Genomic DNA, 23,621 nt, shown 5'->3' with positions numbered 1-23,621 from the left:
GGCCCGCCTGGATGATTTCCTCGGCCGGGGCCCCGACCGGCGTGAACTTGTTGAGGACCGGAATGCCGAGCCCGGCGAGCATGCGCGCCGCGTCCTCGACGTGATTCTTGGCCGCCGCCAGTCCGGCCTCGTCGGGCGCGACCGCGATCAGCGAAATGGCGCAGTTGCAGCGGCTGGCGACCAGCGCGTCCTGGCGCACAGCCGCCATCGCCCGCTCCGAGCCGTCGGTGCAAATAAGATGCCCATGCCCCTCCTCGAGCGCGCTTGCGACCAGCACCGAACAGGGAGCCCGCCACGCGATCCGGTCGGCGACCGGCGGATCCCACACCGATTTCGCCAGGCTGCGCTCCTTGCGCGACGCGCCGAGGATAATGAGGTCGTAATGGCCGATGTCCCACTGCTGCAGGATGCCGGCGGCGACGTCGGACGCCACCTTCAGCTTGAGCACCACCTTCTTACCGGCGTTGTTGGTGTAGACGACCTTGTTGTCGCCGAGCTCGTCGCCCTTGACGTCGATGTGCCCGATCTCTTCCTGCCAGCCTTGGGATTCGAACGTGTGCCATTCGAGCAGCAGATCGCGCGCTTTCTTCAGGTGTCGCACGCCGGGAATTTCCAGGCCCCAATGGAGCAGGCCCTGGTCGGCGGTACGTTCCTTGAACCCGGCGAGGCGGCCGGCTTCGTCCGGCGGGCGCACGTTGACGACGACCAAGTCGGCGTCGTTACCGCTGCCGATGCGCGCGGCATAGCGCAGCGCCCGGTAGCTTTCGTCGGTGCCGTCGATGCAGACGAGAATGCGAAAACGCTTGGCCGGTTGAGGCGCAGGCTCGGCCCTGGCGGCCGCAACGGTTTGGTTCGTCGCCACGCTGTTCCCTCCCGTTCGCGCCGTTTGCCACCATCGGCGCTTGTTTGTTCGGCCTTCAGTTTACCCAATGCTTGATCCGCTGGCCATTCGGCGGGCGAAAATTACGATATTCCATGCTCTTGCCGCGATCGCGTCGCGCCAATGCAACATCGAGCGGGGAATCAGAACGCGATGTGGATAACGGGGATAACCCCGTTACGCCCACAGGCCGACGCGGGGCTCCGTGACTCGGGCCAGATAGGCGCAAAAGGCGCCGGCGACCACCGACGCACGCTTGCCCTTCGGCCGCACTAGGTACCAGTGCCGCACCAGGGGAAAGCCCTGGATGTCGAGTTCGACCAGGCCCGAGGCGTGCTCGATAGTGTGGCGCGACAGCACCGAGACGCCCAGGCCGCCGAGCACCGCCTGCTTGATCGCCTCGTTGCTGCCGAGCTCCATGCGCACGCGGGGATGCGCGCCATGCTCGGCGAAGAAACGCTCGGCGGCGGAACGGGTGCCGGAGCCGGGTTCGCGCATCAAAAACGGCTCCGCCATCAGGCGCGCGAGCGGAATGCGCCGGTCCCGCGCCAGCGGATGATCTTGCCGGGCCACCACCACCAGCGGGTTTTCCATGAAGCGGACCGATTCCACTTCGACGTCGTCGGGCGGAAATCCGAACACGTAGAGATCGTCGGCGTTGGCCTTGAGCCGCTCGATCATGCGTTCGCGGTTGAGGACTTCGAGGGTAAACTCGACGCCGGGATGATCGGCGCTGAACGGTCCGAGAAGACGCGGCAGGAAATACTCGGCGGTCGAAACCACGGCCAGGCGGAGCCGCCCGCTTTTGAGTCCCTTGAGCGCGGCGACGGTCATCTCGAACCGCGCCAAAGCATCGAACACTTCGCGGCAGAACTCCTGCAATGCCCGGCCGGCATCGGTGAGATACACCTTCTTGCCGATTTGCTCGAAGAGCGGCAGGCCGGCCGTCAGTCCGAGCTTGCGTACCTGCATCGACAGCGTCGGTTGGGTGAGGTGCATTTCCTCGGCCGCGCGGGTGAAACTGCCGAGCCGGGCGATCGCCGAAAACACGCGGAGCTGGCGGAAAGTCGCGTTTTTCACGGTATCCAGTATTATAGATGGAAAGCTATGATATTTATAAAATCATTTTATTATCATTTATCCATAAGCGCCGTCAATATCCTTATGACTTAAATGCTTACTCAACGCGATCGTTGAAAAGGACCGGATCATGGCCAAAGGCGGCGTGCGAACATTGAAGGAAGGCGGCCGGTGGGCCGCGGGCGTGCTCGAATACAAGCAAATGGGCTACTGGCAGCCCGACTACGATCCCAAGGAAACCGATCTGATCGCCCTCTTCCGCATCACGCCGCAGTCCGGCGTCGACCCCGAGGAAGCGGCCGCCGCAGTCGCCGGCGAATCCTCGACCGCCACCTGGACCGTGGTGTGGACCGACCGCCTCACCGCCTGCGACGTCTATCGCGCCAAGGCCTACCGGGTCGATCCGGTGCCCAACCGACCCGGCGAATTCTTCGCCTATATCGCCTACGACCTCGACCTGTTCGAGGGCGGCTCGATCGCCAATCTCACCGCCTCGATCATCGGCAACGTGTTCGGCTTCAAGGCGGTCAAGGCGCTGCGGCTCGAAGACATGCGGATTCCGGTCGCCTACCTCAAGACCTTCGACGGCCCGCCCGCCGGCATCGTGGTCGAGCGCGAACGCCTCGATAAATTCGGCCGGCCGTTGCTCGGCGCCACGGTCAAGCCCAAGCTCGGGCTTTCGGGGCGCAACTACGGCCGCGTCGTCTACGAAGCGCTCAAAGGAGGCCTCGACTTCACCAAGGACGACGAAAACATCAACAGCCAGCCGTTCATGCACTGGCGCGACCGCTTCCTCTACTGCATGGAAGCCGTCAACAAGGCCCAGGCCGCGACCGGCGAGATCAAGGGCACCTACCTCAACGTCACCGCCGGCACCATGGAGGATATGTACGAACGCGCCGAATTCGCCAAGGAGCTCGGCAGCGTCATCATCATGATCGACCTGGTGATCGGCTACACCGCGATCCAGTCCATGTCCAAGTGGGCGCGGCGCAACAACATGATCCTGCACCTGCACCGCGCCGGCCACGGCACTTACACCCGCCAGAAGAACCACGGCGTGTCGTTCCGCGTCATCGCCAAGTGGATGCGCATGGCGGGCGTCGATCACATCCACGCCGGCACCGTGGTCGGCAAGCTCGAGGGCGATCCCAGCACCGTGCGCGGCATCTACGACGTGCTGCGCGAGCCGCACAACAAAGTGAATCTGGAGCACGGCATCTTCTTCGACCAGCCCTGGGCGAGCTTGCGCCCGGTCATGCCGGTCGCCTCGGGCGGCATCCACGCCGGCCAGATGCACCAATTGCTGCATTACCTCGGCGAGGACGTGGTGTTGCAGTTCGGCGGCGGCACCATCGGCCATCCCATGGGCATCGCCGCCGGCGCCACCGCCAACCGGGTCGCGCTCGAAGCGATGATCCTGGCGCGCAACGAGGGCCGCGACTATCTCCGCGAGGGGCCGCAAATCCTCGAGGCCGCCGCCAAATCGTGCCTGCCGCTCAAGGCCGCCCTCGACACCTGGAAGAACATTTCGTTCAACTTCGAATCGACCGACACGCCGGACTTCGTTCCGACCGCAGCCGTTTCGCGCTAAAGCCCTGTAGGAATCCAACCATGTACGTCACCCAAGGCCAATTCTCGTTTCTCCCTCCCCTCACCGACGCGCAGATCGTCAAGCAGGTCGAATACGCCCACAAGAACGGCTGGGCGGTGAACGTCGAGTTCACCGACGATCCCCATCCGCGCAACACCTACTGGGAAATGATGGGCCAGCCGCTGTTCGACCAGAAGGACGCGGCCGGCGTGATGACCATCCTCGACGAATGCCGCAAGACCTATCCGCGCCACTACATCCGCGTCACCGCGTTCGATTCGACCCGCGGCTGGGAAGCGCCGCGCATGTCGTTCATCGTGCAGCGGCCGAAGAACGAGCCCGGCTTCGGCGTCGTGCGCCAGGAGGCCGACGGGCGCACCATCCGCTATACGACGCACAGCTACGCGACCGACCGCCCGGAAGGCGAGCGCTATAACGACTGACGGACACGCCATGGACGACGCTTCGCCCGCCCCGGCCATCGACCTCGCCGCCGAAGCGGCCGAGGCCGGCATCGGCGGTGTGCTCGAACAGCTCGACCGCGATCTGGTCGGGCTCGCGCCGATCAAAACGCGCCTGCAGGAAATCGCCGCGCTGCTGCTGGTCGACCGCGCCCGGCGCAAAGCCGGGCTGGTCACCGCGGCGCCGTCGCTTCATATGTGCTTCACCGGAAATCCCGGCACCGGCAAGACCACGGTCGCGCTGCGCATGGCCGAGATCCTGCACCGGCTCGGCTATGCCAAGAAAGGCCACCTGGTCGCGGTCACCCGCGACGACCTGGTCGGCCAATACATCGGCCACACCGCACCCAAGACCAAGGAAGTGCTGAAGCGCGCCATGGGCGGCGTGCTGTTCATCGACGAGGCGTATTACCTCTACCGCCCGGAGAATGAGCGCGACTACGGCCAGGAAGCGATCGAAATCCTGCTCCAGGTGATGGAAAACCAGCGCGACGATTTGGTAGTCATCCTCGCCGGCTACAAGGATCGCATGGACACGTTTTTCCGCAGCAACCCGGGCATGGCTTCGCGCGTCGCGCACCACCTCGATTTCCCCGACTATGGCGACGACGAACTGCTGGCGATCGCCAAGCTGCTCGCGGCCCAGATGGGGTATCGCTTCAGTTCCAAAGGTGAACAGGCGATGGCCGAATACGTGCGCCTGCGTCGGACGCGCCCCAATTTCGCCAACGCGCGCTCGATCCGCAACGCCCTCGACCGCGCGCGGCTGCGCCAGGCCAACCGCCTGATCAAGGCGGGCCGCCCCGTGAGCGCGACGGAATTGAGCCTGATCGAGGCCGAAGACCTCCGCCAGAGCCGGGTGTTTGCGGAAAAGGACGGCTGAAAGCGATTGGTCAGGCGGCCGATCGCGTTTCGTAGGGCCGCACCAACACGTCGGTCGGTATCCGCAACAAATCGCTGAGTGCGCGAACCATAGGAAGAGTCAGCGGTCGCTTGCGGGTGAGCACTTCGGAAACGCGCCCGCGGCTGCCGATGGCGGGTTCGAGATCGCGGCGGGTAAGGCCTTGCTGCTCCATCGCGAACTCGATTGCCGCGATCGGATCCGGCGCCGGAATGGGATAGTGCCGCGCCTCGTAAGCCTCGATCAACGTCACCAGCACTTCGACCCGGTCACCGGCGGACGTGCCGGGCTCGGCGTTCCACAGGCGCTCCGCCTCCTTGAGCGCGGCGCGGTAATCGGCCTTGGTTCGGATCGGCTTGATTTTCATGATTGGTCTCTTCACACGGTTTCGGTGTCGATGGCGTCGTATTCCTTGTGCGTGCCGATGAAACGAACATAAATCCTTTGGCCGCGATAGTGAATGGCGGCGACGAGCCGGTACTTGTTGCCGCCGATATCGAACACCGCGCGGCCGCCCCGCAAGATATCGGCGCCGCGAAACATCTGCTTGACGTCGGTCGGCTTCGTCCAGGCCGCCGCCCTGGCGATGTGGACCCATGCGCGCAACGGTTGTTCGGCATCGCCGCGACCCGGCCGGCTCCAGAACTCCTTGAGCGCGCTGACCGCGACGATTCGCATGATTCAGGCTAGCACGCTCCCAATTCGGGAGCAAGTGCTGTTCTCATTTTGGGATCAACCGGCCGCCTTGCGGATGGCGCCGATGGTCGCCTTGTAGTCGTTGCCGCTGAACACGGCGCTGCCGGCGACCAGCACGTTGGCGCCGGCGTCCGCCACCGCGCGTGCGGTTTCGGCGTTGACGCCGCCGTCCACTTCCAGCTCGATCGGGCGGCTGCCGATCATCTCGCGCAGGCGCCTGATCTTGTCGAGCTGCGACGGAATGAAGCTCTGTCCGCCGAAACCTGGGTTGACCGACATCACCAGGATCAAATCGAGCTTGTCGAGCACGTAGGCGACGCTCTCGGCCGGGGTCGAGGGATTGAGCGAAACCCCCGCCTTTTTGCCGAGGCCCTTGATCACCTGCAGACTGCGGTCGAGATGGGCGTCGGCCTCCACGTGCACGGTGATGATGTCGGCGCCCGCCTTGGCGTAGGATTCGAGGTGCGGCTGCGCCGGGTCGATCATCAAATGCACGTCGAACGGCTTATGCGTGTGCGGGCGCAGCGCCTTGATCACCGGCGGGCCGAAGGTGAGGTTGGGCACGAAGTGCCCGTCCATCACGTCGATGTGGACGTAATCGCAACCGGCGGCGTCGATCGCGCGCAGCTCCTCGCCGAGCCGGGCGAAATCGGCGGAGAGGATCGACGGCGCGATCTTGACCGGTCGGGCCACGGGGTTCTCAGTGCACTTTGGGGTCGAGCTTGCCGGCGGCGTAGCGCTTGGCCATCTCGGCGAGCGGAACGATCTTGATCTTGGACGCCTGCCCCGCGGTGTTGAACTGCTGATAGCGTTCCTCGCACACCTTCTGCATCGCCTCGAGCGCGGGCTTGAGGAACTTGCGCGGATCGAATTCTTCCTTGTGTTCGGCCAGCACCTTGCGGATCTGACCGGTGATCGCCATGCGGCAATCGGTGTCGATGTTCACCTTGCGCACGCCGTATTTGATGCCGACCTGGATTTCCGAAACCGGCACGCCGTAGGTCTGCGGCATCTGGCCGCCGTACTTGTTGATGATGTCCTGCAATTCCTGCGGTACCGAGCTGGAACCGTGCATCACCAGATGCGTGTCGGGCAGCTTGGCGTTGATTTTCTTGACCACGTCCATCGCCAGGATATCGCCGGTCGGCTTGCGCGAGAACTTGTAGGCGCCGTGCGAGGTGCCGATCGCCACCGCGAGCGCGTCGACCTTGGTCTTCTTGACGAAATCGGCGGCCTGGTCGGGATCGGTCAGCAGCATGCTGTGGTCGAGCGAACCGTCGAAGCCGTGGCCGTCCTCCTTGTCGCCCTTGCCGGTTTCGAGCGAGCCGAGGCAGCCGAGCTCGCCCTCGACCGACACGCCGACCATGTGCGCCATGTCGGTCACTTTTCTGGTGACCTCGACGTTGTAGTCATAGCTGGCGGGCGTCTTGGCGTCCTCCTTGAGCGAGCCGTCCATCATCACCGAACTGAAGCCGTTGGTGATCGCCGACATGCACGTCTGGGGATTGTTGCCGTGATCCTGGTGCATGCAGACCGGAATGTCGGGAAACATTTCCACCGCCGCCAGGATCAGGTGCTTCAACACCGTGTCGTTGGCGTAGGAGCGCGCCCCGCGGCTCGCCTGGATGATGACCGGCGAATCCGTCTTTTTCGCCGCGTACATGATGGCGAGAAGCTGTTCCATGTTGTTGATGTTGAACGCGGGCACGCCGTAGCCGTGCTCGGCGGCGTGATCGAGAAGTTGACGCAACGAAACCAAGGCCATGATCCGCTCTCCCTCCGTGGGCTCGCTTATAAATATAACACGCCCTACTCGTTCGCCAGGGCGTCGGAACGCTAGGCCAATAGACTTTTCGCCGCCGCCGCCGCCTTGGCGGGCGTGATGCCGAAGTGTTCGTAGAGCTTGGGCGCCGGCGCCGAAGCGCCGAAGGTGCTCATGCCGACGAAAGCGCCGCGCGAACCGAGATAGCGGTCCCAGCCGAGCCGAGCCGCCGCCTCGATGGCGACGCGCGGCGCCGAGCCGAGAACCTGATTTCGATAGTCCGCGTCCTGCGCGTCGAACAGTTCCCAGCACGGCATGGAAACGACCGCCGCCGGAACTCCGTCCGCGTCGAGCAGTTTTTTCGCCTCCATCGCCACGGAAACTTCCGAGCCGGTGGCGAGCAGCGTGGCGCGACGCGCGCCCGCCCCGCCCGCCGCTTCCGCCAGAACGTAGGCGCCGCGCGCGGACAGATTGGCGTCCACGTGCGCGGTGCGGAGCGTCGGCAGACCCTGGCGCGTCAGCACCAGCCCTGAGGGGCCGTCCTCGCGCTTGAGCGCGAGTTCCCAGCATTCCGCCGTTTCGACCGCGTCGCAGGGGCGGAAAACCCTGAAGTTCGGCGTGGCGCGAAGCGCGGCCAGGGTTTCGATCGGCTGGTGGGTGGGCCCGTCCTCGCCGAGGCCGATCGAGTCGTGGGTCAGAACATAAACGACCCGCTGCTCCATCAGGGCGGAAAGCCGCATGGCGCCTTTCATGTAGTCGGCGAACACCAGGAACGTTCCGGCGTACGGCACGAATCCCCGATGGAGGGCGAGACCGTTCATGATCGCGGCCATGCCGTGTTCGCGCACGCCGTAATGGATATAGCGCCCGGAGAAGTCGTCGGTCGTGACCGGCAAGGTGCTGCGGGTTTGGGTATTGACCGAACCGGTCAGGTCGGCCGAACCGCCGACCAGTTCCGGAATCGCCGCCGTCAGCACTTCGAGCGCCGAACCGGACGCTTGGCGGGTCGCGACTTTCGGCTTTTCCTCCGCCATCTTGCGCTTGTGGGCGGCGAGTTGCGCGACCCAGCCGTCCGGCAGCCGTCCAGCGGCACGACGTTCGAACTCGGCGCGATCGGCGGCGGGCATGGCACCCACGCGCTTTTCCCAGGCGGCGCGCACCTTGCCCCCGCGCGCCCCGGCCTGGCGCCAGGCGGCGAGCGCTTGCGGCGGGATCTCAAACGGGGTGAAGCCCCAATGCAGCGCCTCGCGCATCGCCTTGATTTCGTCCGCGCCGAGCGGCGCGCCATGGGTTTTGTGCGAGCCGGCGAGCTTGGGCGCGCCGAAACCGATCACGGTGCGGCAGGTGATCAGCGATGGCTTTTCGGATTTTTTCGCGTGGTCGATGGCGCGCGCGATCGCGTCGGGATCGTGGCCGTCGATCGCCTGAACGTCCCAGCCCGACGCGCGAAACCGCATGAGCTGGTTGTCGGACACGGCGAGATCGGTTCCGCCGTCGATGCTGATGCGGTTGTCGTCCCAGAAGACGATCAGCTTGCCGAGGCCGAAATGGCCCGCGAACGAGATCGCCTCGTGGCTAATGCCTTCCATCAGGCAGCCGTCGCCGGCGATGACGTAGGTGTAATGGTCGACCACTTTCTTGCCGAAGCGCCGGGCCAGCATTTTTTCCGCGAGCGCCATGCCGACCGCCGTGGCGATGCCTTGGCCGAGCGGACCGGTGGTGGTCTCGATGCCCGGCGCGTGGCCGTATTCGGGATGGCCCGCGGTCTTGGAGCCGAGCTGGCGGAAGTTGCGCAACTCTTCGATCGTCATGGCCGGATAGCCGGTGAGATGGAGCAGCGCGTACAAGAGCATCGAGCCGTGCCCGGCCGACAGCACGAAGCGGTCGCGATCCGGCCAATCGGGGTTGGCCGGATCGTATTTCAGGTAGCGCGTGAACAGCACCGTCGCCACGTCGGCCATGCCCATGGGCATGCCGGGGTGGCCCGAGTTCGCCTGCTGGACCGCGTCCGCCGCGAGAAAGCGGATGGTGTTGGCCATCAAATCGTGGCGCACGCGCGCGGGCGAAGCCCGCTTGGTCTTCTTCGTCTTACGTTTCGCTACCATCGCGATTCCTCTGTTCGTGTGTTCCGGGCGGCGCGGCGGAAGGCCCGTTTCATACTCTTTTCGGCGGAAAATGACCATCCTGCCCGCCGCCCACCCGCTTCTCAAACCGCGTGGTGGCCGAGCGCCGCCTTGACCATGTGGTACGTGATCAGAAGCTGCGACAGGGCCAGCGGATGGCTCATGGCCGGGCGATTCTTGTCGTCCATGTAGCGGCCGACGTTGTCGCGCAGGTGTTGCGCCTCGGGGATCAGGCTCCAGATCAAATCTTCCATGCTCTGGGCCCGCCGGTCGTCGATGTCGCCGGAAATTTCCAGCACGTCCACCGGCTTGCCGTCGATGTCGCGGGCGAGTTCGAGGCGGAGTCCCTTCTTGCCGCCCGCCTCCAGGATCGGCGTGAGATCGGGGTGCGGCAACGTCGGGCGCAAAATGTGGTGGGCGTTCAGGTGCGCGCCGCTTTCCTCGTTCTTGCCCTCGGGCCGGTAGAAACTGACTACCATGTCGGCGAAGGTGCGCTGTGGTTGGATGAAGTTGACGCTGTCGAACTTGCGCTTTTCCATCGATTTCAGCACTTCCTCGACGGTGTAGCCGCGCTTGGCGGTGTCGCGCCGGATCTTCCACGTGCGGCGCAGGTCCTCGGTCGGCTCGAGATAAATCTTCACGTCGTAATTGGCGCGCATGGCCCGCGACGTGTAGCCGAGCAGGCCTTCGAGGATGATGTATTCCTTGGGCTCGATGTATTCGGGCGCGTCCAGCGTGCCGCCTTCGTGGTTGTAGACCGGTTTCAGGATCGGTTGCCAGTTGCGCAGGCGCTGGATGTCGAGTTCGAGGATGTCGATGTAGTTGGCGCGCGGATCGAGCGCCGAGATCCCGTTCTTCGCCCGCTCCGCGCGCGAATAGCGGTGATAGTCGTCGGTGCAGATGACGACGACCCGCTCCGGCCCCAGAATCTGGGCGATACCGGCGGAGATGGTCGATTTTCCCGCGGCCGAATCCCCGACCACGCCGAGAATGATGGGATGATCGACCCTGCGCGTCCTAGGCATTTTCCCTTCCCTTGCGCGGCGTGGGCGCGTCGTCCGGCGCTATGTGATAGGTGGTGAGCAACTGGCGCTCGCCCGAAATCCCGGAAATGAGCAGCGTCTGGGTGCGATCCAGGCCGCGGACCCGCTCGACCCCCTCGAACAGAAGCCCGGTGGTGATCCCGGTCGCGGCGAAATACACCTTTTCCGAGCGCACCAAATCCTCGGCCGCCAGCCAGCGCGCGGTGTCGAGTCCGGCTTTTTTGACCGCGGCCACCTCGCTCGGCAGCTGCGGGTCGAGCCGGGCCTGCATTTCGCCGCCGAGGGTGCGGATGGCGCATGCCGACAGAATGCCCTCGGGCGTGCCGCCGGTGCCGACCAGCGCGTCGATGCCCGAGTCGGGGATCGACGCCATCAGCGCGCCGCCGACGTCGCCCGCGGGGTACAGGGCGACGCGGGCGCCGAGGCCGTGAATGCGGTCGATCAGTTCGTTATGGCGGGGCTTTTCGAGCACGAAGATATTGAGTTCGCTCACCGGCTTCTTCAGGATTCCGGCGAGCGTGCGCAGTTTTTCCTCGACCGGCGCTTTCGGGTCGATTTTTCCCTTGGCCGCCGGCGGCGCCACGAATTTTTCCATGTAGAAGGCGGGTCCGGGCTGATAGAGCGTCCCCTTGGGCGCCAGCGCCATCACCGCCATGGCGTTGGTGAGCCCGCGCGCGAGGTAGCTGGTGCCCTCGACCGGATCGACCGCGATGTCGAACTGGAGATCGGCATCGAGCTTGCCGATCCGCTGGCCCGTCTTGAGGCTCGCCTTTTCGTCGAGGGAGGCGTCGCCGATCACCACCACGCCCCCGATCGGAAGCCGGTCGAGTTCGCAGCGCATGGCGTTCATGGCCGCGCGGTCGGACAGACTCTTTTCGCCGCGCCCGAGCCACTCGTAGGCGGCGCGTGCGGCCCCTTCGGTCGCGCGGCGCAGCGCGTAGATCAGCAGCGATTCGAGAAAGGTGTCCCAAGCCATTTTGGCTCCCCCATCAAGCACTGCCCTTTAGAGTGGGTCTTTTTATATGAAAATGAACTTATTTAAAATTCATTGTTTCTAATATTTATGGAACACCCAAATTGGCTGTTTTTATGTATATTTAGGGTAGTATAAAACTACCCTTAAGGGCCGTTCACGGGTGGAAAGGCCTATAATCCATTAAAAATTCAATGGATTTGAAACAGCCGGAGGAACCCGCTCTTTAGCGGGGCGGCTCCCATTTCATGTAATAGGCGACCGCCTGGGCCCGGTTCGAAACGCCGAGCTTCTCGTACAAATTCTTGAGGTGGAATTTCACGGTGTTGAGCGAAACGCCGAGCGCCTTGGCGATCTGGGCGTTGGTCAGACCCTGCGCGAGCGAGCCGAAGAGATCGCGCTCCCGCACGGTCAGGCTTGCGAACGGATCGGTTTGCGGCTTGCTCATGTCCATGAACGGAAAGACCATGCGTCCCTCCGCCACCGCTTGGACCGTCGAGAGCAGGATTTCCGGCTTTTCGCGTTTCGAGCAAAAGCCCGCCGCGCCCAACAGCATCGCGCGGCGCGGCAAATCCGGACCCGGATCGCCGGTGTAAATGACGATTTTAGGTGCCCGCGGGCGCGACGCGATTGCCTTCAGCACCCCGGCCCCGTCCAGGTACGGCATCACCCAGCCGATCACGCCGACATCGAACGCGAGCCGGTCGACGGCCTCCAGGAACCGCTCGCCGTCGGAAGCGTTGGCCACCAGGGAAAACCGCTCGTCACCGGAGAAAATCTGTTCGAGCGCGTTGAGGATCAGCGGGCTTTTGTCGGCGACGACGACTTCGATCGGGCCTGTACGGTTCACGCGCGATTTCCCTTGTTACCTTCTATGATCGGACGGCGCGAAACCGCCCATTTGGGCCCGCCTGAAAGGGTAGGCTTGGGAAATTTAGCCGAAATTCCAGCGAACACAAAAGAATTTTCTGCGGACGAATCCATTTTCTTCCCGTGACGGCAACAGTTCGATTCCCGCGCCGGTTTAATGGTGATAGTGTCCGCGAATAACGCCATAACGGTCAAACCAATGGGGAGAATGGCCATGAAATTCGACTCCATACCTTCGGGCATTACGGCCTTCGCGCCGCTTGCCGCGTTCGTCGCCGCGTTCGGGCTGAGCGTGACGCCGGCTTCGGCGCAATCACCGAACGCGGCCGTGATCGCGGCCAACTGCGCGGTCTGTCACGGCCAGGGCGGAGCCGGCGCGGGCGATGTCGTCAAGATCAACGACAAAACGCCGGCGCAGATTACCGAAGCGATGGTTGCGTTCCGGGACGGCAAGAAGCCTTCGACGATCATGGGGCGGATCGCCAAGGGCTACACCGACGCGCAGGTCGCGGCGGTGGCCAATTACATCGGTAAGAAATAAGGAGGCCGCCATGACGACGACACGCAGGCAATTTCTCAAGGCCGCGGGCGCCACGGGCGCCGGCACGGCGCTTATGCTCTCCGGCTGCGCGGGCATGGAAGGCTCGGGCGGCAAGGTGGTGGTGATCGGCGGCGGCTTCGGCGGCGCGACCGCCGCGCGCTACGTCAAAATGTGGAGCCCGAACACGGAAGTGACCCTGATCGAGCCATCGCGTTCCTACGTTACCTGCCCGTTCAGCAACTACGTGCTGGGCGGCTTCAACACCATGGACAAGATCACCCAGGGGTTCGGCGGCTTGACCGGCGCGGGCGTCAAGGTGGTGCACGAGGCGGCGACCGCGGTCGACACGGCCAAAAAGACCGTAAGCACGGCGTCCGGCACCATGGCTTACGACCGGCTCATCGTCGCGCCGGGCATCGATTTCATCTGGGACGGCGTTCCCGGTTACAGCGAGGCGGCCTCCGAAGCCGCGCCGCATGCCTGGAAGGCGGGCCCGCAAACGGCGTTGCTCGCGCGCCAGCTCGAGGCCATGAGCGACGGCGGCACGGTGGTGATCGCGGTTCCGCGCGGGCCGTTCCGCTGCCCGCCCGGGCCGTACGAACGCGCGAGCATGATTGCCTGGTATCTCAAGGGCAAGAAGCCGCGTTCCAAGGTGATTATCGTCGATCCGGCGGATAATTTCTCCAAACAGGGCCTGTTCCTGGAAGGCTGGAAGAAGCACTACGGCGACATGATCAAGTGGGTGCCGGGCAAGGACGGCGGCAAGGTCGAGCGCGTCGACGTGGCGGCCAAGACGGTCAAGACCGAAGGCGAAACGATCCGCGCCGCGGTCATGAACATCATCCCGCCGCAGCGCGCGGGCGCCATCGCCCGCACGGCCGGCGTCGCCGACAACACCGGCTGGTGCCCGATCGATCCCTTGACCTTCGAATCGAAGCTGGTCAAGGGCGTGCACGTGGTCGGCGATGCGACCATCGCCGCACCGTTGCCGAAATCCGGCACGGCGGCCAACACGGAGGCCAAGATCGCCGCCGCCGCCGTGGTCGAAATGCTGGCCGGGCGGATGCCGAGCCCGCAGGTCCTCTCCAATACCTGCTACAGCCTGGTGACGCCGGACTGGGGCATCTCGGTAACCGCGGTTCACGGCAATCCGTCCAGCGGCATCACGACGCCGCAGGGTTCGGGCGGCGTCAGCCCGGCCGGGCGCGACGACGCCTTCCGCAAACAGGAAGCGGCTTACGCGCGGGCCTGGTACACGAGCATCACCAAGGACGCCTGGGGCTGAGCCGTAAACCGGCGCGACGCCTCCGGCCGAACACTCGACGGCAAAGCGGGGAGCCCATGGGGTTCCCCGCTTCTTTTTTGCGCCGCACGTTTGACTTCAATATCCCGCGGCGACGGACATGCTTCCCTCGCCCACGACGACCGTGTGGCCGCCGACCCACACCGCGACGACGCGCCCGGCGCGCTTTTCGGCTTGGATCTCGATCGCGCTCGGCCGACCCATGGACGTCCCTTGTTCGATTCGCCACGCGAATATCCCGTCCCGCTCGGATAGGCGTGCGGCCAGACAACCAGCCAGAATCGCCGCCCCCGATCCGGTCGCCGCATCCTCGTCGACCCCGGCCGCCGGAGCGAACATTCGAACATAAAGGTGGCTCTCGGGCTCGATCGCGCCCGTGAACAGGTACATGTTCGACGCCCAAGCATGCGCAAAATGTTCGGACCACGCGGCACGGTCGAGAAAGGCGCGGTCGACGGCGGCCTTGTCCGCCAAGCGAATAAATGCGAAGGGCACACCGATAGCCGCGAACCATGCGTCCTCGATGACGTTCTCGGGCAACCCAAGGGCCGCGGCCGAAGCTCGGCGTTCGGGGCGATGGGGCGGACTTTCGACTTCTTGTTCCAGGCGGAAACGAGCGAACGGGGCGGCTCCGCCAAGACGAACCTCGACGGCGACGGGCCCGATGCCTTCCTCGAGAACGAACGTCGTGGTTCTGTCGGGTATTGTCACGAACCCGAGCTGGGCAAGAATAGCGGCGGTGCCGATGGTCGGATGCCCGGCGAACGGCAACTCTTTCTTGGGCGCGAAGATGCGCACCCGGCGGGCATGGCGCGCGTCCTCGGGCGGAAGTACGAAGGTCGTCTCCGCAAAGTTGAATTCGCGGGCAAGCGCTTGCATGGCGCGCTCCGAAAGCCCGCGCGCGTCGGGAAAGACGGCAAGCTGGTTGCCGCCGAATGCGGTTTCGGTAAAGACATCGGCGATGACGAATCGGTACGACATGGTGCACCTCGATGGGGAACTATGTTCTCGTCGCTCGACAGCGATATTCTCGCCGCGACGCTTCGCGTGGGGCTTCGGCGACCGGCGGCCACGGTGCAAAACCGAGGAGGTGCCGCCAATGCCGACGACCGGCGACGGAAAAATGGGGCGAGCGATGGGACTCGAACCCACGACCCTTCGGACCACAACCGAATGCTCTAACCAACTGAGCTACGCTCGCCACAGGGGAAACCGTTCCCAATGCCTCGGAACGGCCGGGCTGATGTAGACCCCGCGCGCCCTTCCCGTCAAGGCGCCCGCCTCGAATGTAGGGGCCTCGCCCTGGCGGGTCCGACGCGCGGGGAATACTATGCGCGCCCGCCATGTCCGCCCCGTCATCAAGCCCCAGCCCCCGTCTCGCCGCCGCCGTTACCCGCCTCGGCTCCGAATCCGCGTTCGAGGTGCTCGCCCGCGCCGAGACGCTCAAGCGCCAGGGCCGCGACGTCATCAACCTCGGCATCGGCCAGCCCGATTTCCCGACCCCGCCGCACGTGATCGAAGCGGCGATCAAGGCGCACCGCGACGGCCACCACGGCTACACGCCGGCGAACGGGATATTGCCCTTGCGCGAGGCCGTCGCCGCCGATCTTGAAACCCGTCTCGGCGCCAAAGTCGATCCCGACTGCGTGGTGATCGTGCCCGGCGGCAAGATGACCATGTTCTTCGCCGTGCTCATGCTCGGCGAGCCGGGGACGGAAATCGTCTACCCCGATCCCGGCTTTCCCATCTACGAATCCCTGATCCGTTTCGTCGGCGCGAAGCCGGTGCCGATGGTGCTGCGCGAAGCCAACGGCTTTTCCTTCGACGCCGACGAAGTGCTTGCCCTGCTCACCCCGGCGACCCGGCTTTTGATCCTCAACAGTCCCGCCAACCCGACCGGCGGCGCGGTGCCGAAGGCGGAGATGGACCGCCTCGTCGCCGGACTGGATCGCCACCCCCGGGTGGCGATCCTGAGCGACGAGATTTACGGTCGGATCGTCTACGGCGGGTGCCCGCACGCGAGCCTGCTCGCCTATCCCCAACTCCGCGACCGCCTGATCCTGCTCGACGGCTGGAGCAAGACCTACGCCATGACCGGTTGGCGGCTCGGGTTCGGGGTTTGGCCGCAGGCCTGGATCGAGACGGTGACGCGGCTTGCCGTCAACAGCCACTCCTGCGTCAACGCGCCCGCGCAATGGGCGGGCATCGCGGCCCTGCGAGGCCCGCAAGACGCGGTCGCGGCGATGGTGCGGGCGTTCGACGAACGCCGTCGCGCGATCGTCGCCACGCTCAACCAAGTTCCCGGCGTGCGCTGCGCCGAGCCGGGCGGCGCGTTCTACGTATTCCCCAACATCACCGGCACGGGATTGTCGTCGCGCGCGCTGCAGGACCGGCTGCTCGAGGAAGCCGCGGTCGCGACCATTTCCGGCACCGCGTTCGGAAACGCGGGCGAAGGCTTTCTTCGCCTTTCCTATGCCGCGAATCTCTCGCGCATCGCGGAAGCGATGGACCGTTTCCGAAAGCTATTGTCCGCCTAAAAGTGCTGACCGAATTCACGGCAGATGCCTAATTTTCGGGCATGCGCGGCAATGGGAATTGGCCCGATCCCGTAAAAAATCGCCCTAATCCCAGGGTATTGGGGCTTTCGCGCCGGGCACCGCCCGGCTGCGGCCGTTTGGCACGCGCCGTGCACTTCCGATCGCGCCCCGAGGACGCGGCCGTATGCGCGGCGTTCCTCGCTGTGCGTGAAGGAGACCGGCCGCCCATGAAAAAAATCGAAGCCATCATCAAGCCTTTCAAGCTCGACGAAGTGAAGGAAGCCCTGCACGAGGTCGGCCTCCAGGGAATCACCGTGATCGAAGCCAAGGGCTTCGGCCGCCAGAAGGGCCACACCGAACTCTATCGCGGCGCCGAATATGTCGTCGATTTCCTGCCCAAGGTGAAGCTCGAGATCGTGGTCGAGGACGAGATGGTCGAGCGCGCCGTCGACGCCATCGTCCGCACCGCCCGCACCGGACGGATCGGCGACGGCAAGATCTTCGTCACCGCGATCGAGGACGTCATTCGCGTTCGTACCGGCGAACGCGGCAAGGACGCCATCTAGCCGCAAATTCCGCTTCCCAATCCGCTTAGAACCCCCAGAGAGAAAAGGACTCAGCCGATGTCGCTCAAGTGCAAGACCCCCGCCGACGTGCTCAAGACGATCAAGGACAACGACGTCCAGTACGTCGACCTCCGCTTCACCGATCCGCGCGGCAAGTGGCAGCACCTGACCATGGTCGCGGGGGTGATCGACGACGCCTCCTTCACCGACGGCATCATGTTCGACGGCTCCTCGATCGCCGGCTGGAAGGCGATCAACGAATCCGACATGACCCTGATTCCCGACGCGACCACCGCGGTCATGGACCCGTTCGCCGCCCAGTCGATGTTGATTCTGTTCTGCGACGTCCAGGAACCGTCCACCGGCCAGCCTTACACGCGCTGCCCGCGCGCGCTGGCCAAGCGCGCCGAGGCCTACCTCGCCTCGACCGGGATCGGCGATACCGCCTTTTTCGGGCCCGAGGCCGAGTTCTTCGTGTTCGACGACGTGCGCTACCGCGTCGACATGAACCACGTCATGTACCAGTTCGACTCCGAGGAGGGCCCCTACGTCACCGGCAAGGAATTCCCGGAAGGCAACGTCGGCCATCGTCCGGGAATCAAGGGCGGCTATTTCCCGGTGCCGCCGGTCGACAGCGCCCACGACCTGCGCGCCGAAATGACCTCGGTCATGCGCGAAATGGGCCTCAACATGGACAAGCACCATCACGAGGTCGCCCCCAGCCAGCACGAGCTCGGGCTCACCTTCGACACCATGGTCCGCAGCGCCGACAATATGCAGATCTACAAGTACGTGACCCAGCAGGTCGCCCACACCTACGGCAAGACCGCGACGTTCATGCCGAAGCCGGTCTACGGCGACAACGGCTCGGGCATGCATACCCACCAGTCGATCTGGAAGAAGGGGAAGCCCCTTTTCGCCGGTACCGGCTACGCCGACCTGTCGGAAATGGCGCTCTACTACATCGGCGGCATCATCAAGCACGCCAAGGCGATCAACGCCTTCACCAATCCCGGCACCAACAGCTACAAGCGGCTGATTCCGGGCTTCGAGGCCCCCGTTCTGCTCGCCTATTCGGCCCGCAACCGCTCGGCATCCTGCCGGATTCCTTTCGCCACCGGTCCCAAGGGCAAGCGGGTCGAGGTCCGCTTCCCCGACCCGACCGCCAATCCCTACCTGGCGTTCGCCGCCATGCTGATGGCCGGCCTCGACGGCATCCAGAACAAGATCCATCCCGGCCAGCCGATGGACAAGAACCTCTACGACCTGCCGCCGGAAGAGCTGAAGGACGTGCCGACCGTGTGCGCGTCTTTGCGCGAGGCGATGGGATGCCTGGACGCCGACCGCGCCTTCCTCAAAAAGGGCGACGTGTTTTCCGACGACCTGATCGACTCGTACATGGAACTCAAGTGGGAGGAAATCTACAAGTTCGAGCACACGCCCCATCCGATCGAATTCCAGATGTATTATTCGAGTTGATCAGACTCCCGACGCCTATCGATCCACAGCCCCTTCCGGTTCGGCCGGAAGGGGCTTTTTTGCCGCCAGCAGCAAGGGGTTAGCGTGCCTCTTGAGAAATTTCGCCCGAAGCCCTATGCATTAACTTGTTCCGGCTGCCCAGACGCGAACGGCGTTACCGAAAAAACGAGAACAACATGGCCAAGGAAAAAATCCAGGTCGGCGACCGCTTCATCACCGTCAGCGGCTATCCCACCACGTGGATCGTCGAGCGCGAAATCCACAGCCCGACGGTCGCGCCGCATTTTCAATTGAGCCAAGAAGGCCAGCCGAGCCGGATCAAGACCCTGTCCGAATCCGTTCTGCTCGACGGCAATCAGTACAAGCGGGTGCCGGGCCCCGCGTCCGCGGCCGCTTGACGCGGCGTCGCTGCGCCTGAAAACTCAATTATTTCAATGATCTGACTGGCCGGCGCGGATACGGCCGAGGCCGGTTTCGTAGCCGAGCCCGAGGACGGTGAGCGTTACGCTTGCGTGCGGGAAATCGCCCCGCACCAGGCCTTTGCGCTCCAGCGCCGCCCACACCGAGGGATTGGAAAATCCGCTCGCGTCGCGCGCCGAAACCACCAGCTCGCCGATGTGCACGTGATCGCCGTGCACGTGCGGCAGATGATTGATGGTCGCCTCGCCGCTCGCCGGATCGCGGGTCGCGGTCGCGGGATGGCGGGCGAGTTCCTGCAGCAGCGCCAGCGTGCGCAGCTGAAGCGCGTTGAGCTTGAGCGGATTGTTTTTCGGCGGCATGCGCGGCTCTGGATTTCGGGCGGGGACGCATTGTGTGGGCCGCGCGCGCGACGATCAAGGGCGGTTGCCGATTCCGGGGCTGGGCTTGCGGCGCGGATCGTGATAAGAATTGTTTATGATCGCGTCGATCGTCCCTAACCGCTTCGTTGCGCGCCCGATGCCGGCACTCGCGGCGGGCGCCATGACGGTTGCCGTCGCGCTGGTGGCGATTTCGCCGCTGGGGGAATTCCTCGCCCGCGCTTTTGTCGAGGGCTGGCTCGCGGTCTATATGGACGCCGGCGCCTTCCGCCTGTTCTGCATCTAGCCGGCCTATCCCCTCCCGGCCGCCGCGGCCACTTCGTGGTGGTTTTCCCTGCCCCTCCCATGACCCTCTAACCGACTGATGATTTCGGTCAGCATGAGTCGTTGTTGACTTATTGTTCTAATTATGTTCTATTTATGTTCCTATAACCGATTGGATCCATGGGTGGACCATGAAACTGACCGCATTTATCAAGGATTTCGCCGCTTTCGGGCTGTTCGCCCTCGGCACCTACGCCTGGCTGGTGGTGGCGTGACCGGCGGAGGGGGAAGGCCGAAGCGGCCTCTCCCCCGCCGTCCGCGCTTCACGCCAGCATCGCCCGCAGCATCCATGCCGCCTTTTCGTGGACGTGGAGCCGTTGGACCATGAGGTCGGCGGTCGCTTCGTCGTTCGCGGCTTCCGCGATGGCGAACGCATCCCGCGCCGTCGCCGCGATCGTTTCCTGGTCCTTGGCCAGTGCCCGGATCATGTCGGTGGCGCTTTCCCGGCCGCTCGCCTCGCGCACGCTCGCCAACTTGGCGAAGGCCGCATAGCCGGCCGGCGCCGGCTGGCGAAGGGCGCGGATGCGCTCGGCGATCTGATCGACCGCGCCCGCCAGTTCCGTGTACTGCTCCTCGAACATCGCGTGCAGCATCGGGAACAGCGGCCCTTCCACGTTCCAGTGAAACCCATGGGTTTTGAGATACAGGGTGTAGGTGTCGGCCAACACCCGCGCGAGGCCGTCGGCGACTTTTTTGCGGTCTTTTTCCGTCATTTCCTTGGATTTGCTCATGGCTGTTGCTCCTTTCCTTGCTTGATCAGCGGCGGGCGAACGCGGGTACGCGCGGCTCGGACGCGCGCGCCCAAGCCATTTCGTGCAGATAGTAGGCTACCACGTTGCAGGCGGGCTCGATCAGCGCCACCGCGCCGCCGAGCCAGACGTTGCCGGTGAGCGCGTAGACGACCGCGAACGCCACCGCGAAATGAACCGCCGCGAACGAGAGCGTCTTGGCCAGCGGCGCGGACAACGGCTTCGCGGCGCGCGCGAAGGGCATTCGCCACCCGCCGGAAGCGAACACGGCTCCGAACGTGACGGGATAACTCGATGAACGGGATCCGATGGTCATGGCGCGATCTCCCGATCCGCTTTCTGGGACCCCGAACCGCCGGGGTCCTTCGAGGCGAACTCTAGGGATCGCGGATTAATCGATCCAACGAGTTATTTGTTTCACAATAATCGTTTTTATCAATTATTCTACGGCGCCGCGCCGGGCTTACGCCGGCGGCACCGGGCGCTTGCGGCCCGCATCGTCGAGGGCGACGTAGGTGAACACGCCTTCGGTCACCTTGAACCGCCCGGTCGCGCCGCCGCCGCCGCGCTGCACCCACACTTCCACGTGCACGGTGATCGAGGTGGTGCCGACGCGCTCGATCGCCGAATGGCAGGCGACGATGTCGCCGACCAGGACCGGCTTGTGAAACGCCATGCCGGTGACGGCGACGGTGGCGACCCGCCCCTTGGCGCGGAAGGCGGCGGCGAGACCGCCCGCCACATCCATCTGGCCCAGCACCCAGCCGCCGAAGATGTCGCCGTGCGGGTTGGCGTCCGCCGGCATGGCGAGGGTGCGGGTAATCATCTCGCCCCGGGGGGCGGTGTGGTCGTCGGATTCCAGGGGCCTGCCGACGGGCGGAGCGGGTGTCATGGGAGGGCGACCTCGGATGCTATATCTAGGGCATTTTTGGAACTAAACTACCGTATCCTGCTTGCCAGCGATAAGTCCACTTCCTAGGATGCCCCCGCCAAAAAGGAACGTTTAGGCCCATGGGCGCCCGCAAAGCCAAAGCCGCCATCGCCGACCTGTTCGACCGCGAGCCCCAACCCCGCGCGGCCCCAGCCAAAAAGTCCTCCCGCGCGCCGGCCCGCTCGGCCGGACGCGCCGCCGGCCGCAACGAATATTCGGCCAAGGACATCGAGGTCCTGGAAGGGCTCGAACCCGTCCGCCGCCGCCCCGGCATGTACATCGGCGGCACCGACGAGCGCGCCATGCACCACCTGGTCGCCGAGGTGCTCGACAACGCCATGGACGAGGCCGTCGCCGGGCACGCGAGCCGCATCGAGGTCGCGCTCGGACCCGACAACACCGTCACCGTCGAGGACAACGGCCGCGGCATCCCGGTCGATCCGCACCCCAAATTCAAAAAGAAATCCGCGCTCGAGGTGATCCTCACCACCCTTCATTCGGGCGGCAAGTTCGGCGGCAAGGTTTATCGGACCTCGGGCGGCCTGCACGGCGTCGGCGTTTCGGTGGTCAACGCGCTTTCGGAAAAACTCACGGTCGAAGTCGCCCGCGACAAGAAGCTCTGGAGCCAAAGCTACGCGCGCGGCGAACCGAAGGGCCCGGTCAAGGCGGTCGGCCCCGCCGTCAACCGGCGCGGCACGCTGGTTACCTTCCGTCCCGACACGAGCGTGTTCGGCGCCCAGGCCAAATTCCGGCCCTCGCGCGTCTTTGCCATGGCGCGCTCCAAGGCCTATCTCTTTCGCGGGGTCGAAATCCGCTGGAGCTGCGATCCGGCCTTGCTCAAGGCCGAAAAGGATACCGAAACGCCGGCCAAGGCCGTGCTGCACTTCCCGGGCGGGCTCGCGGATTTTCTCGCCACCCTGCTTCACGGCCGGGCGACGGTGACGGAAAAGCCGTTCGCGGGCGAAGCCCAGTTCAACGGCGCGCCGGACCAAGGGCGGGTCGAATGGGCCATCGCCTGGCCCGAGGACGAGGAGCCCTTCCTCAATTCCTACTGCAACACCATTCCGACGCCGCAGGGCGGCACCCACGAGGCCGGCCTGCGCGCGGCGCTTACCCGCGCCCTCAAGGCGCACGCCGAACGGATCGGCGAACGCCAGGGCGCCAAGGTCACCGCCGAGGACATCACCGGCGGCATGGCCGGCGTGCTGTCGCTGTTCATCGAAAACCCGCAATTCCAGGGCCAGACCAAGGAAAAGCTCGCCACCGCCGACGCCCAGCGCCTGGTCGAAAACGCGCTCCGCGATCATTTCGACCACTGGCTCTCCGGCGATCCCAAGTCGGCGCGCGAATTGCTCGACTACGCCATCGCGCGCGCCGACGCGCGGCTCCGCAAGAACGCGGACGCGGGCCTCAAGCGCGCCGGGCCGACGCGCAAACTCAGGCTTCCCGGCAAGCTCGCCGATTGCACCCGCACCGAGGCCAAGGGCACCGAGCTGTTCATCGTCGAGGGCGATTCCGCCGGCGGCTCGGCCAAGATGGCGCGCGCGCGCGAAACCCAGGCGGTGCTGCCGCTGCGCGGCAAGATCCTCAACGTCGCCAGCGCCTCCGACGACAAACTGCGCGCCAACCAGGAATTGACCGACCTGGTCGAGGCGCTCGGCTGCGGCACCCGCGACCATTACCGGGAAAACGCGCTGCGCTACGACCGGGTGATCGTGATGACGGACGCCGACGTGGACGGGGCGCATATCGCCTCGCTCCTGATGACGTTCTTCTACCGCGAAATGCCGGAACTGATCGAAAACGGGCATCTCTATCTGGCGGTGCCGCCGCTTTACCGCATCAGCCACGGCGGGCGCGTGATTTACGCCCGCGACGACACCCACAAGGACAAGGTGCTGAAATCGGAATTTCCCCGCGCCAAGCCCGAAATCAGCCGCTTCAAGGGCTTGGGCGAGATGCCGGCGGCGCAGCTCAAGGAAACGACCATGAGCCCGGCCTCGCGCACGCT

At 64.9% G+C, this 23,621-nt stretch carries 26 protein-coding genes and 1 tRNA gene; 11 read left to right on the top strand and 16 right to left on the bottom strand.

Annotated elements, in window-relative coordinates:
- Both FJ311_11215 and FJ311_11210 read right to left on the bottom strand, forming a co-directional pair.
- On the bottom strand, window positions 1-862 hold an 862-nt coding region (locus tag FJ311_11215), incomplete at its 3' end, for a universal stress protein (GenBank protein MBM3952010.1).
- Window positions 863-1,057: 195 nt separating this feature from the next.
- On the bottom strand, window positions 1,058-1,960 hold the full coding sequence (locus FJ311_11210) for a LysR family transcriptional regulator (GenBank protein ID MBM3952009.1): 903 nt from the start codon (window positions 1,958-1,960) through the stop codon (window positions 1,058-1,060).
- 130 nt (window positions 1,961-2,090) lie between these two features.
- Between FJ311_11210 and FJ311_11205 the strand changes: the two genes are divergently transcribed.
- The 3 genes from FJ311_11205 to cbbX are packed head-to-tail and all read left to right on the top strand — an operon-like array spanning window position 2,091 to window position 4,898.
- A complete protein-coding gene (locus FJ311_11205) occupies window positions 2,091-3,554 on the top strand; it encodes a form I ribulose bisphosphate carboxylase large subunit (GenBank protein MBM3952008.1) in 1,464 nt (487 codons plus the stop codon).
- A gap of 20 nt (window positions 3,555-3,574) precedes the next feature.
- Window positions 3,575-3,997: a ribulose bisphosphate carboxylase small subunit gene (locus FJ311_11200; GenBank protein ID MBM3952007.1), complete on the top strand. Its 423-nt coding sequence runs from the start codon at window positions 3,575-3,577 to the stop codon at window positions 3,995-3,997.
- Window positions 3,998-4,007: 10 nt separating this feature from the next.
- Window positions 4,008-4,898, top strand: coding sequence for a CbbX protein (cbbX, locus tag FJ311_11195; GenBank protein MBM3952006.1), 891 nt, complete (start codon window positions 4,008-4,010; stop codon window positions 4,896-4,898).
- Between the two features lie 10 nt (window positions 4,899-4,908).
- On the opposite strand, the gene FJ311_11190 is transcribed toward cbbX, so the two are convergent.
- The 8 genes from FJ311_11190 to FJ311_11155 form a co-directional block, all read right to left on the bottom strand.
- On the bottom strand, window positions 4,909-5,283 hold the full coding sequence (locus FJ311_11190) for a transcriptional regulator (protein MBM3952005.1): 375 nt from the start codon (window positions 5,281-5,283) through the stop codon (window positions 4,909-4,911).
- A gap of 11 nt (window positions 5,284-5,294) precedes the next feature.
- The gene (locus tag FJ311_11185; GenBank protein ID MBM3952004.1) at window positions 5,295-5,594 is read right to left on the bottom strand and encodes a type II toxin-antitoxin system HigB family toxin; all 300 of its coding nucleotides are present in this window, start codon (window positions 5,592-5,594) and stop codon (window positions 5,295-5,297) included.
- Between the two features lie 54 nt (window positions 5,595-5,648).
- Window positions 5,649-6,305: a ribulose-phosphate 3-epimerase gene (locus tag FJ311_11180; GenBank protein MBM3952003.1), complete on the bottom strand. Its 657-nt coding sequence runs from the start codon at window positions 6,303-6,305 to the stop codon at window positions 5,649-5,651.
- 7 nt (window positions 6,306-6,312) lie between these two features.
- A complete protein-coding gene (locus FJ311_11175; GenBank protein ID MBM3952002.1) occupies window positions 6,313-7,377 on the bottom strand; it encodes a fructose-bisphosphate aldolase class II in 1,065 nt (354 codons plus the stop codon).
- 71 nt (window positions 7,378-7,448) lie between these two features.
- On the bottom strand, window positions 7,449-9,479 hold the full coding sequence (gene tkt / locus FJ311_11170) for a transketolase (GenBank protein ID MBM3952001.1): 2,031 nt from the start codon (window positions 9,477-9,479) through the stop codon (window positions 7,449-7,451).
- Between the two features lie 101 nt (window positions 9,480-9,580).
- On the bottom strand, window positions 9,581-10,522 hold the full coding sequence (locus FJ311_11165; protein ID MBM3952000.1) for a phosphoribulokinase: 942 nt from the start codon (window positions 10,520-10,522) through the stop codon (window positions 9,581-9,583).
- Window positions 10,515-11,516: a class II fructose-bisphosphatase gene (glpX, locus tag FJ311_11160; protein ID MBM3951999.1), complete on the bottom strand. Its 1,002-nt coding sequence runs from the start codon at window positions 11,514-11,516 to the stop codon at window positions 10,515-10,517. Before glpX ends, FJ311_11165 begins: the two co-directional genes overlap by 8 nt.
- A 223-nt stretch (window positions 11,517-11,739) precedes the next feature.
- Entirely contained in the window at window positions 11,740-12,363 is a 624-nt protein-coding gene (locus FJ311_11155; protein MBM3951998.1) for a response regulator transcription factor, read from the bottom strand.
- 177 nt (window positions 12,364-12,540) lie between these two features.
- Between FJ311_11155 and FJ311_11150 the strand changes: the two genes are divergently transcribed.
- Window positions 12,541-12,924: a c-type cytochrome gene (locus FJ311_11150; GenBank protein MBM3951997.1), complete on the top strand. Its 384-nt coding sequence runs from the start codon at window positions 12,541-12,543 to the stop codon at window positions 12,922-12,924.
- Between the two features lie 10 nt (window positions 12,925-12,934).
- On the top strand, window positions 12,935-14,209 hold the full coding sequence (locus FJ311_11145) for a twin-arginine translocation signal domain-containing protein (protein MBM3951996.1): 1,275 nt from the start codon (window positions 12,935-12,937) through the stop codon (window positions 14,207-14,209).
- A 96-nt stretch (window positions 14,210-14,305) separates the two neighbouring features.
- On the opposite strand, the gene FJ311_11140 is transcribed toward FJ311_11145, so the two are convergent.
- Together FJ311_11140 and FJ311_11135 are read right to left on the bottom strand one after the other, a co-directional pair.
- A complete protein-coding gene (locus FJ311_11140; protein MBM3951995.1) occupies window positions 14,306-15,208 on the bottom strand; it encodes a PhzF family phenazine biosynthesis protein in 903 nt (300 codons plus the stop codon).
- A gap of 143 nt (window positions 15,209-15,351) precedes the next feature.
- Window positions 15,352-15,428 (bottom strand) — tRNA-His (locus tag FJ311_11135).
- Window positions 15,429-15,570: 142 nt separating this feature from the next.
- Between FJ311_11135 and FJ311_11130 the strand changes: the two genes are divergently transcribed.
- The 4 genes from FJ311_11130 (at window position 15,571) to FJ311_11115 (ending at window position 19,207) form a co-directional block, all read left to right on the top strand.
- Window positions 15,571-16,764, top strand: coding sequence for a pyridoxal phosphate-dependent aminotransferase (locus FJ311_11130; GenBank protein MBM3951994.1), 1,194 nt, complete (start codon window positions 15,571-15,573; stop codon window positions 16,762-16,764).
- A 227-nt stretch (window positions 16,765-16,991) separates the two neighbouring features.
- Window positions 16,992-17,330: a P-II family nitrogen regulator gene (locus tag FJ311_11125; protein ID MBM3951993.1), complete on the top strand. Its 339-nt coding sequence runs from the start codon at window positions 16,992-16,994 to the stop codon at window positions 17,328-17,330.
- Between the two features lie 57 nt (window positions 17,331-17,387).
- The gene (gene glnA / locus FJ311_11120) at window positions 17,388-18,809 is read left to right on the top strand and encodes a type I glutamate--ammonia ligase (protein MBM3951992.1); all 1,422 of its coding nucleotides are present in this window, start codon (window positions 17,388-17,390) and stop codon (window positions 18,807-18,809) included.
- A 176-nt stretch (window positions 18,810-18,985) separates the two neighbouring features.
- Complete coding sequence (locus FJ311_11115) at window positions 18,986-19,207, top strand: hypothetical protein (protein MBM3951991.1); 222 nt, start codon at window positions 18,986-18,988, stop codon at window positions 19,205-19,207.
- 33 nt (window positions 19,208-19,240) lie between these two features.
- Here FJ311_11115 and FJ311_11110 read toward each other — a convergent pair whose 3' ends face one another.
- The gene (locus tag FJ311_11110) at window positions 19,241-19,588 is read right to left on the bottom strand and encodes a hypothetical protein (GenBank protein ID MBM3951990.1); all 348 of its coding nucleotides are present in this window, start codon (window positions 19,586-19,588) and stop codon (window positions 19,241-19,243) included.
- Between the two features lie 115 nt (window positions 19,589-19,703).
- Here FJ311_11110 and FJ311_11105 point away from each other — a divergent pair, with 115 nt between their 5' ends.
- Window positions 19,704-19,892: a hypothetical protein gene (locus tag FJ311_11105; protein MBM3951989.1), complete on the top strand. Its 189-nt coding sequence runs from the start codon at window positions 19,704-19,706 to the stop codon at window positions 19,890-19,892.
- A 301-nt stretch (window positions 19,893-20,193) separates the two neighbouring features.
- On the opposite strand, the gene FJ311_11100 is transcribed toward FJ311_11105, so the two are convergent.
- The 3 genes from FJ311_11100 to FJ311_11090 form a co-directional block, all read right to left on the bottom strand.
- The gene (locus FJ311_11100; GenBank protein MBM3951988.1) at window positions 20,194-20,661 is read right to left on the bottom strand and encodes a DNA starvation/stationary phase protection protein; all 468 of its coding nucleotides are present in this window, start codon (window positions 20,659-20,661) and stop codon (window positions 20,194-20,196) included.
- A gap of 25 nt (window positions 20,662-20,686) precedes the next feature.
- Window positions 20,687-20,923 carry a DUF2061 domain-containing protein gene (locus FJ311_11095; protein ID MBM3951987.1) on the bottom strand — a complete coding sequence of 79 codons (237 nt, stop codon included), beginning with the start codon at window positions 20,921-20,923 and terminating at the stop codon, window positions 20,687-20,689.
- Between the two features lie 219 nt (window positions 20,924-21,142).
- Complete coding sequence (locus tag FJ311_11090) at window positions 21,143-21,571, bottom strand: acyl-CoA thioesterase (GenBank protein ID MBM3951986.1); 429 nt, start codon at window positions 21,569-21,571, stop codon at window positions 21,143-21,145.
- Between the two features lie 119 nt (window positions 21,572-21,690).
- On the opposite strand from FJ311_11090, the gene parE reads away from it, so the two are divergent.
- Window positions 21,691-23,621, top strand: a 1,931-nt coding sequence (parE, locus tag FJ311_11085) for a DNA topoisomerase IV subunit B (protein MBM3951985.1), incomplete at its 3' end; no start/stop codon positions are given.

The sequence above is a fragment of the Rhodospirillales bacterium genome, assembly GCA_016872535.1.
GTDB lineage: Bacteria > Pseudomonadota > Alphaproteobacteria > Rhodospirillales > 2-12-FULL-67-15 > 2-12-FULL-67-15.
The sequence above is the reverse complement of the archived record's forward strand: the minus strand, read 5'-3'. Positions and strand labels throughout refer to the sequence as shown.

Bases quoted from the DNA above. Each gene is read 5' to 3' on its own strand.
- FJ311_11205 (MBM3952008.1), top strand. From the start codon at position 2,091: ATGGCCAAAGGCGGCGTGCGAACATTGAAGGAAGGCGGCCGGTGGGCC.
- FJ311_11200 (MBM3952007.1), top strand. From the start codon at position 3,575: ATGTACGTCACCCAAGGCCAATTCTCGTTTCTCCCTCCCCTCACCGAC.
- cbbX (MBM3952006.1), top strand. From the start codon at position 4,008: ATGGACGACGCTTCGCCCGCCCCGGCCATCGACCTCGCCGCCGAAGCG.
- FJ311_11190 (MBM3952005.1), bottom strand. From the start codon at position 5,283: ATGAAAATCAAGCCGATCCGAACCAAGGCCGATTACCGCGCCGCGCTC.
- FJ311_11185 (MBM3952004.1), bottom strand. From the start codon at position 5,594: ATGCGAATCGTCGCGGTCAGCGCGCTCAAGGAGTTCTGGAGCCGGCCG.
- FJ311_11175 (MBM3952002.1), bottom strand. From the start codon at position 7,377: ATGGCCTTGGTTTCGTTGCGTCAACTTCTCGATCACGCCGCCGAGCAC.
- tkt (MBM3952001.1), bottom strand. From the start codon at position 9,479: ATGGTAGCGAAACGTAAGACGAAGAAGACCAAGCGGGCTTCGCCCGCG.
- FJ311_11165 (MBM3952000.1), bottom strand. From the start codon at position 10,522: ATGCCTAGGACGCGCAGGGTCGATCATCCCATCATTCTCGGCGTGGTC.
- glpX (MBM3951999.1), bottom strand. From the start codon at position 11,516: ATGGCTTGGGACACCTTTCTCGAATCGCTGCTGATCTACGCGCTGCGC.
- FJ311_11150 (MBM3951997.1), top strand. From the start codon at position 12,541: ATGGTGATAGTGTCCGCGAATAACGCCATAACGGTCAAACCAATGGGG.
- FJ311_11145 (MBM3951996.1), top strand. From the start codon at position 12,935: ATGACGACGACACGCAGGCAATTTCTCAAGGCCGCGGGCGCCACGGGC.
- FJ311_11140 (MBM3951995.1), bottom strand. From the start codon at position 15,208: ATGTCGTACCGATTCGTCATCGCCGATGTCTTTACCGAAACCGCATTC.
- FJ311_11130 (MBM3951994.1), top strand. From the start codon at position 15,571: ATGTCCGCCCCGTCATCAAGCCCCAGCCCCCGTCTCGCCGCCGCCGTT.
- FJ311_11125 (MBM3951993.1), top strand. From the start codon at position 16,992: ATGAAAAAAATCGAAGCCATCATCAAGCCTTTCAAGCTCGACGAAGTG.
- glnA (MBM3951992.1), top strand. From the start codon at position 17,388: ATGTCGCTCAAGTGCAAGACCCCCGCCGACGTGCTCAAGACGATCAAG.
- FJ311_11115 (MBM3951991.1), top strand. From the start codon at position 18,986: ATGGCCAAGGAAAAAATCCAGGTCGGCGACCGCTTCATCACCGTCAGC.
- FJ311_11110 (MBM3951990.1), bottom strand. From the start codon at position 19,588: ATGCCGCCGAAAAACAATCCGCTCAAGCTCAACGCGCTTCAGCTGCGC.
- FJ311_11105 (MBM3951989.1), top strand. From the start codon at position 19,704: ATGATCGCGTCGATCGTCCCTAACCGCTTCGTTGCGCGCCCGATGCCG.
- FJ311_11100 (MBM3951988.1), bottom strand. From the start codon at position 20,661: ATGAGCAAATCCAAGGAAATGACGGAAAAAGACCGCAAAAAAGTCGCC.
- FJ311_11095 (MBM3951987.1), bottom strand. From the start codon at position 20,923: ATGCCCTTCGCGCGCGCCGCGAAGCCGTTGTCCGCGCCGCTGGCCAAG.
- FJ311_11090 (MBM3951986.1), bottom strand. From the start codon at position 21,571: ATGACACCCGCTCCGCCCGTCGGCAGGCCCCTGGAATCCGACGACCAC.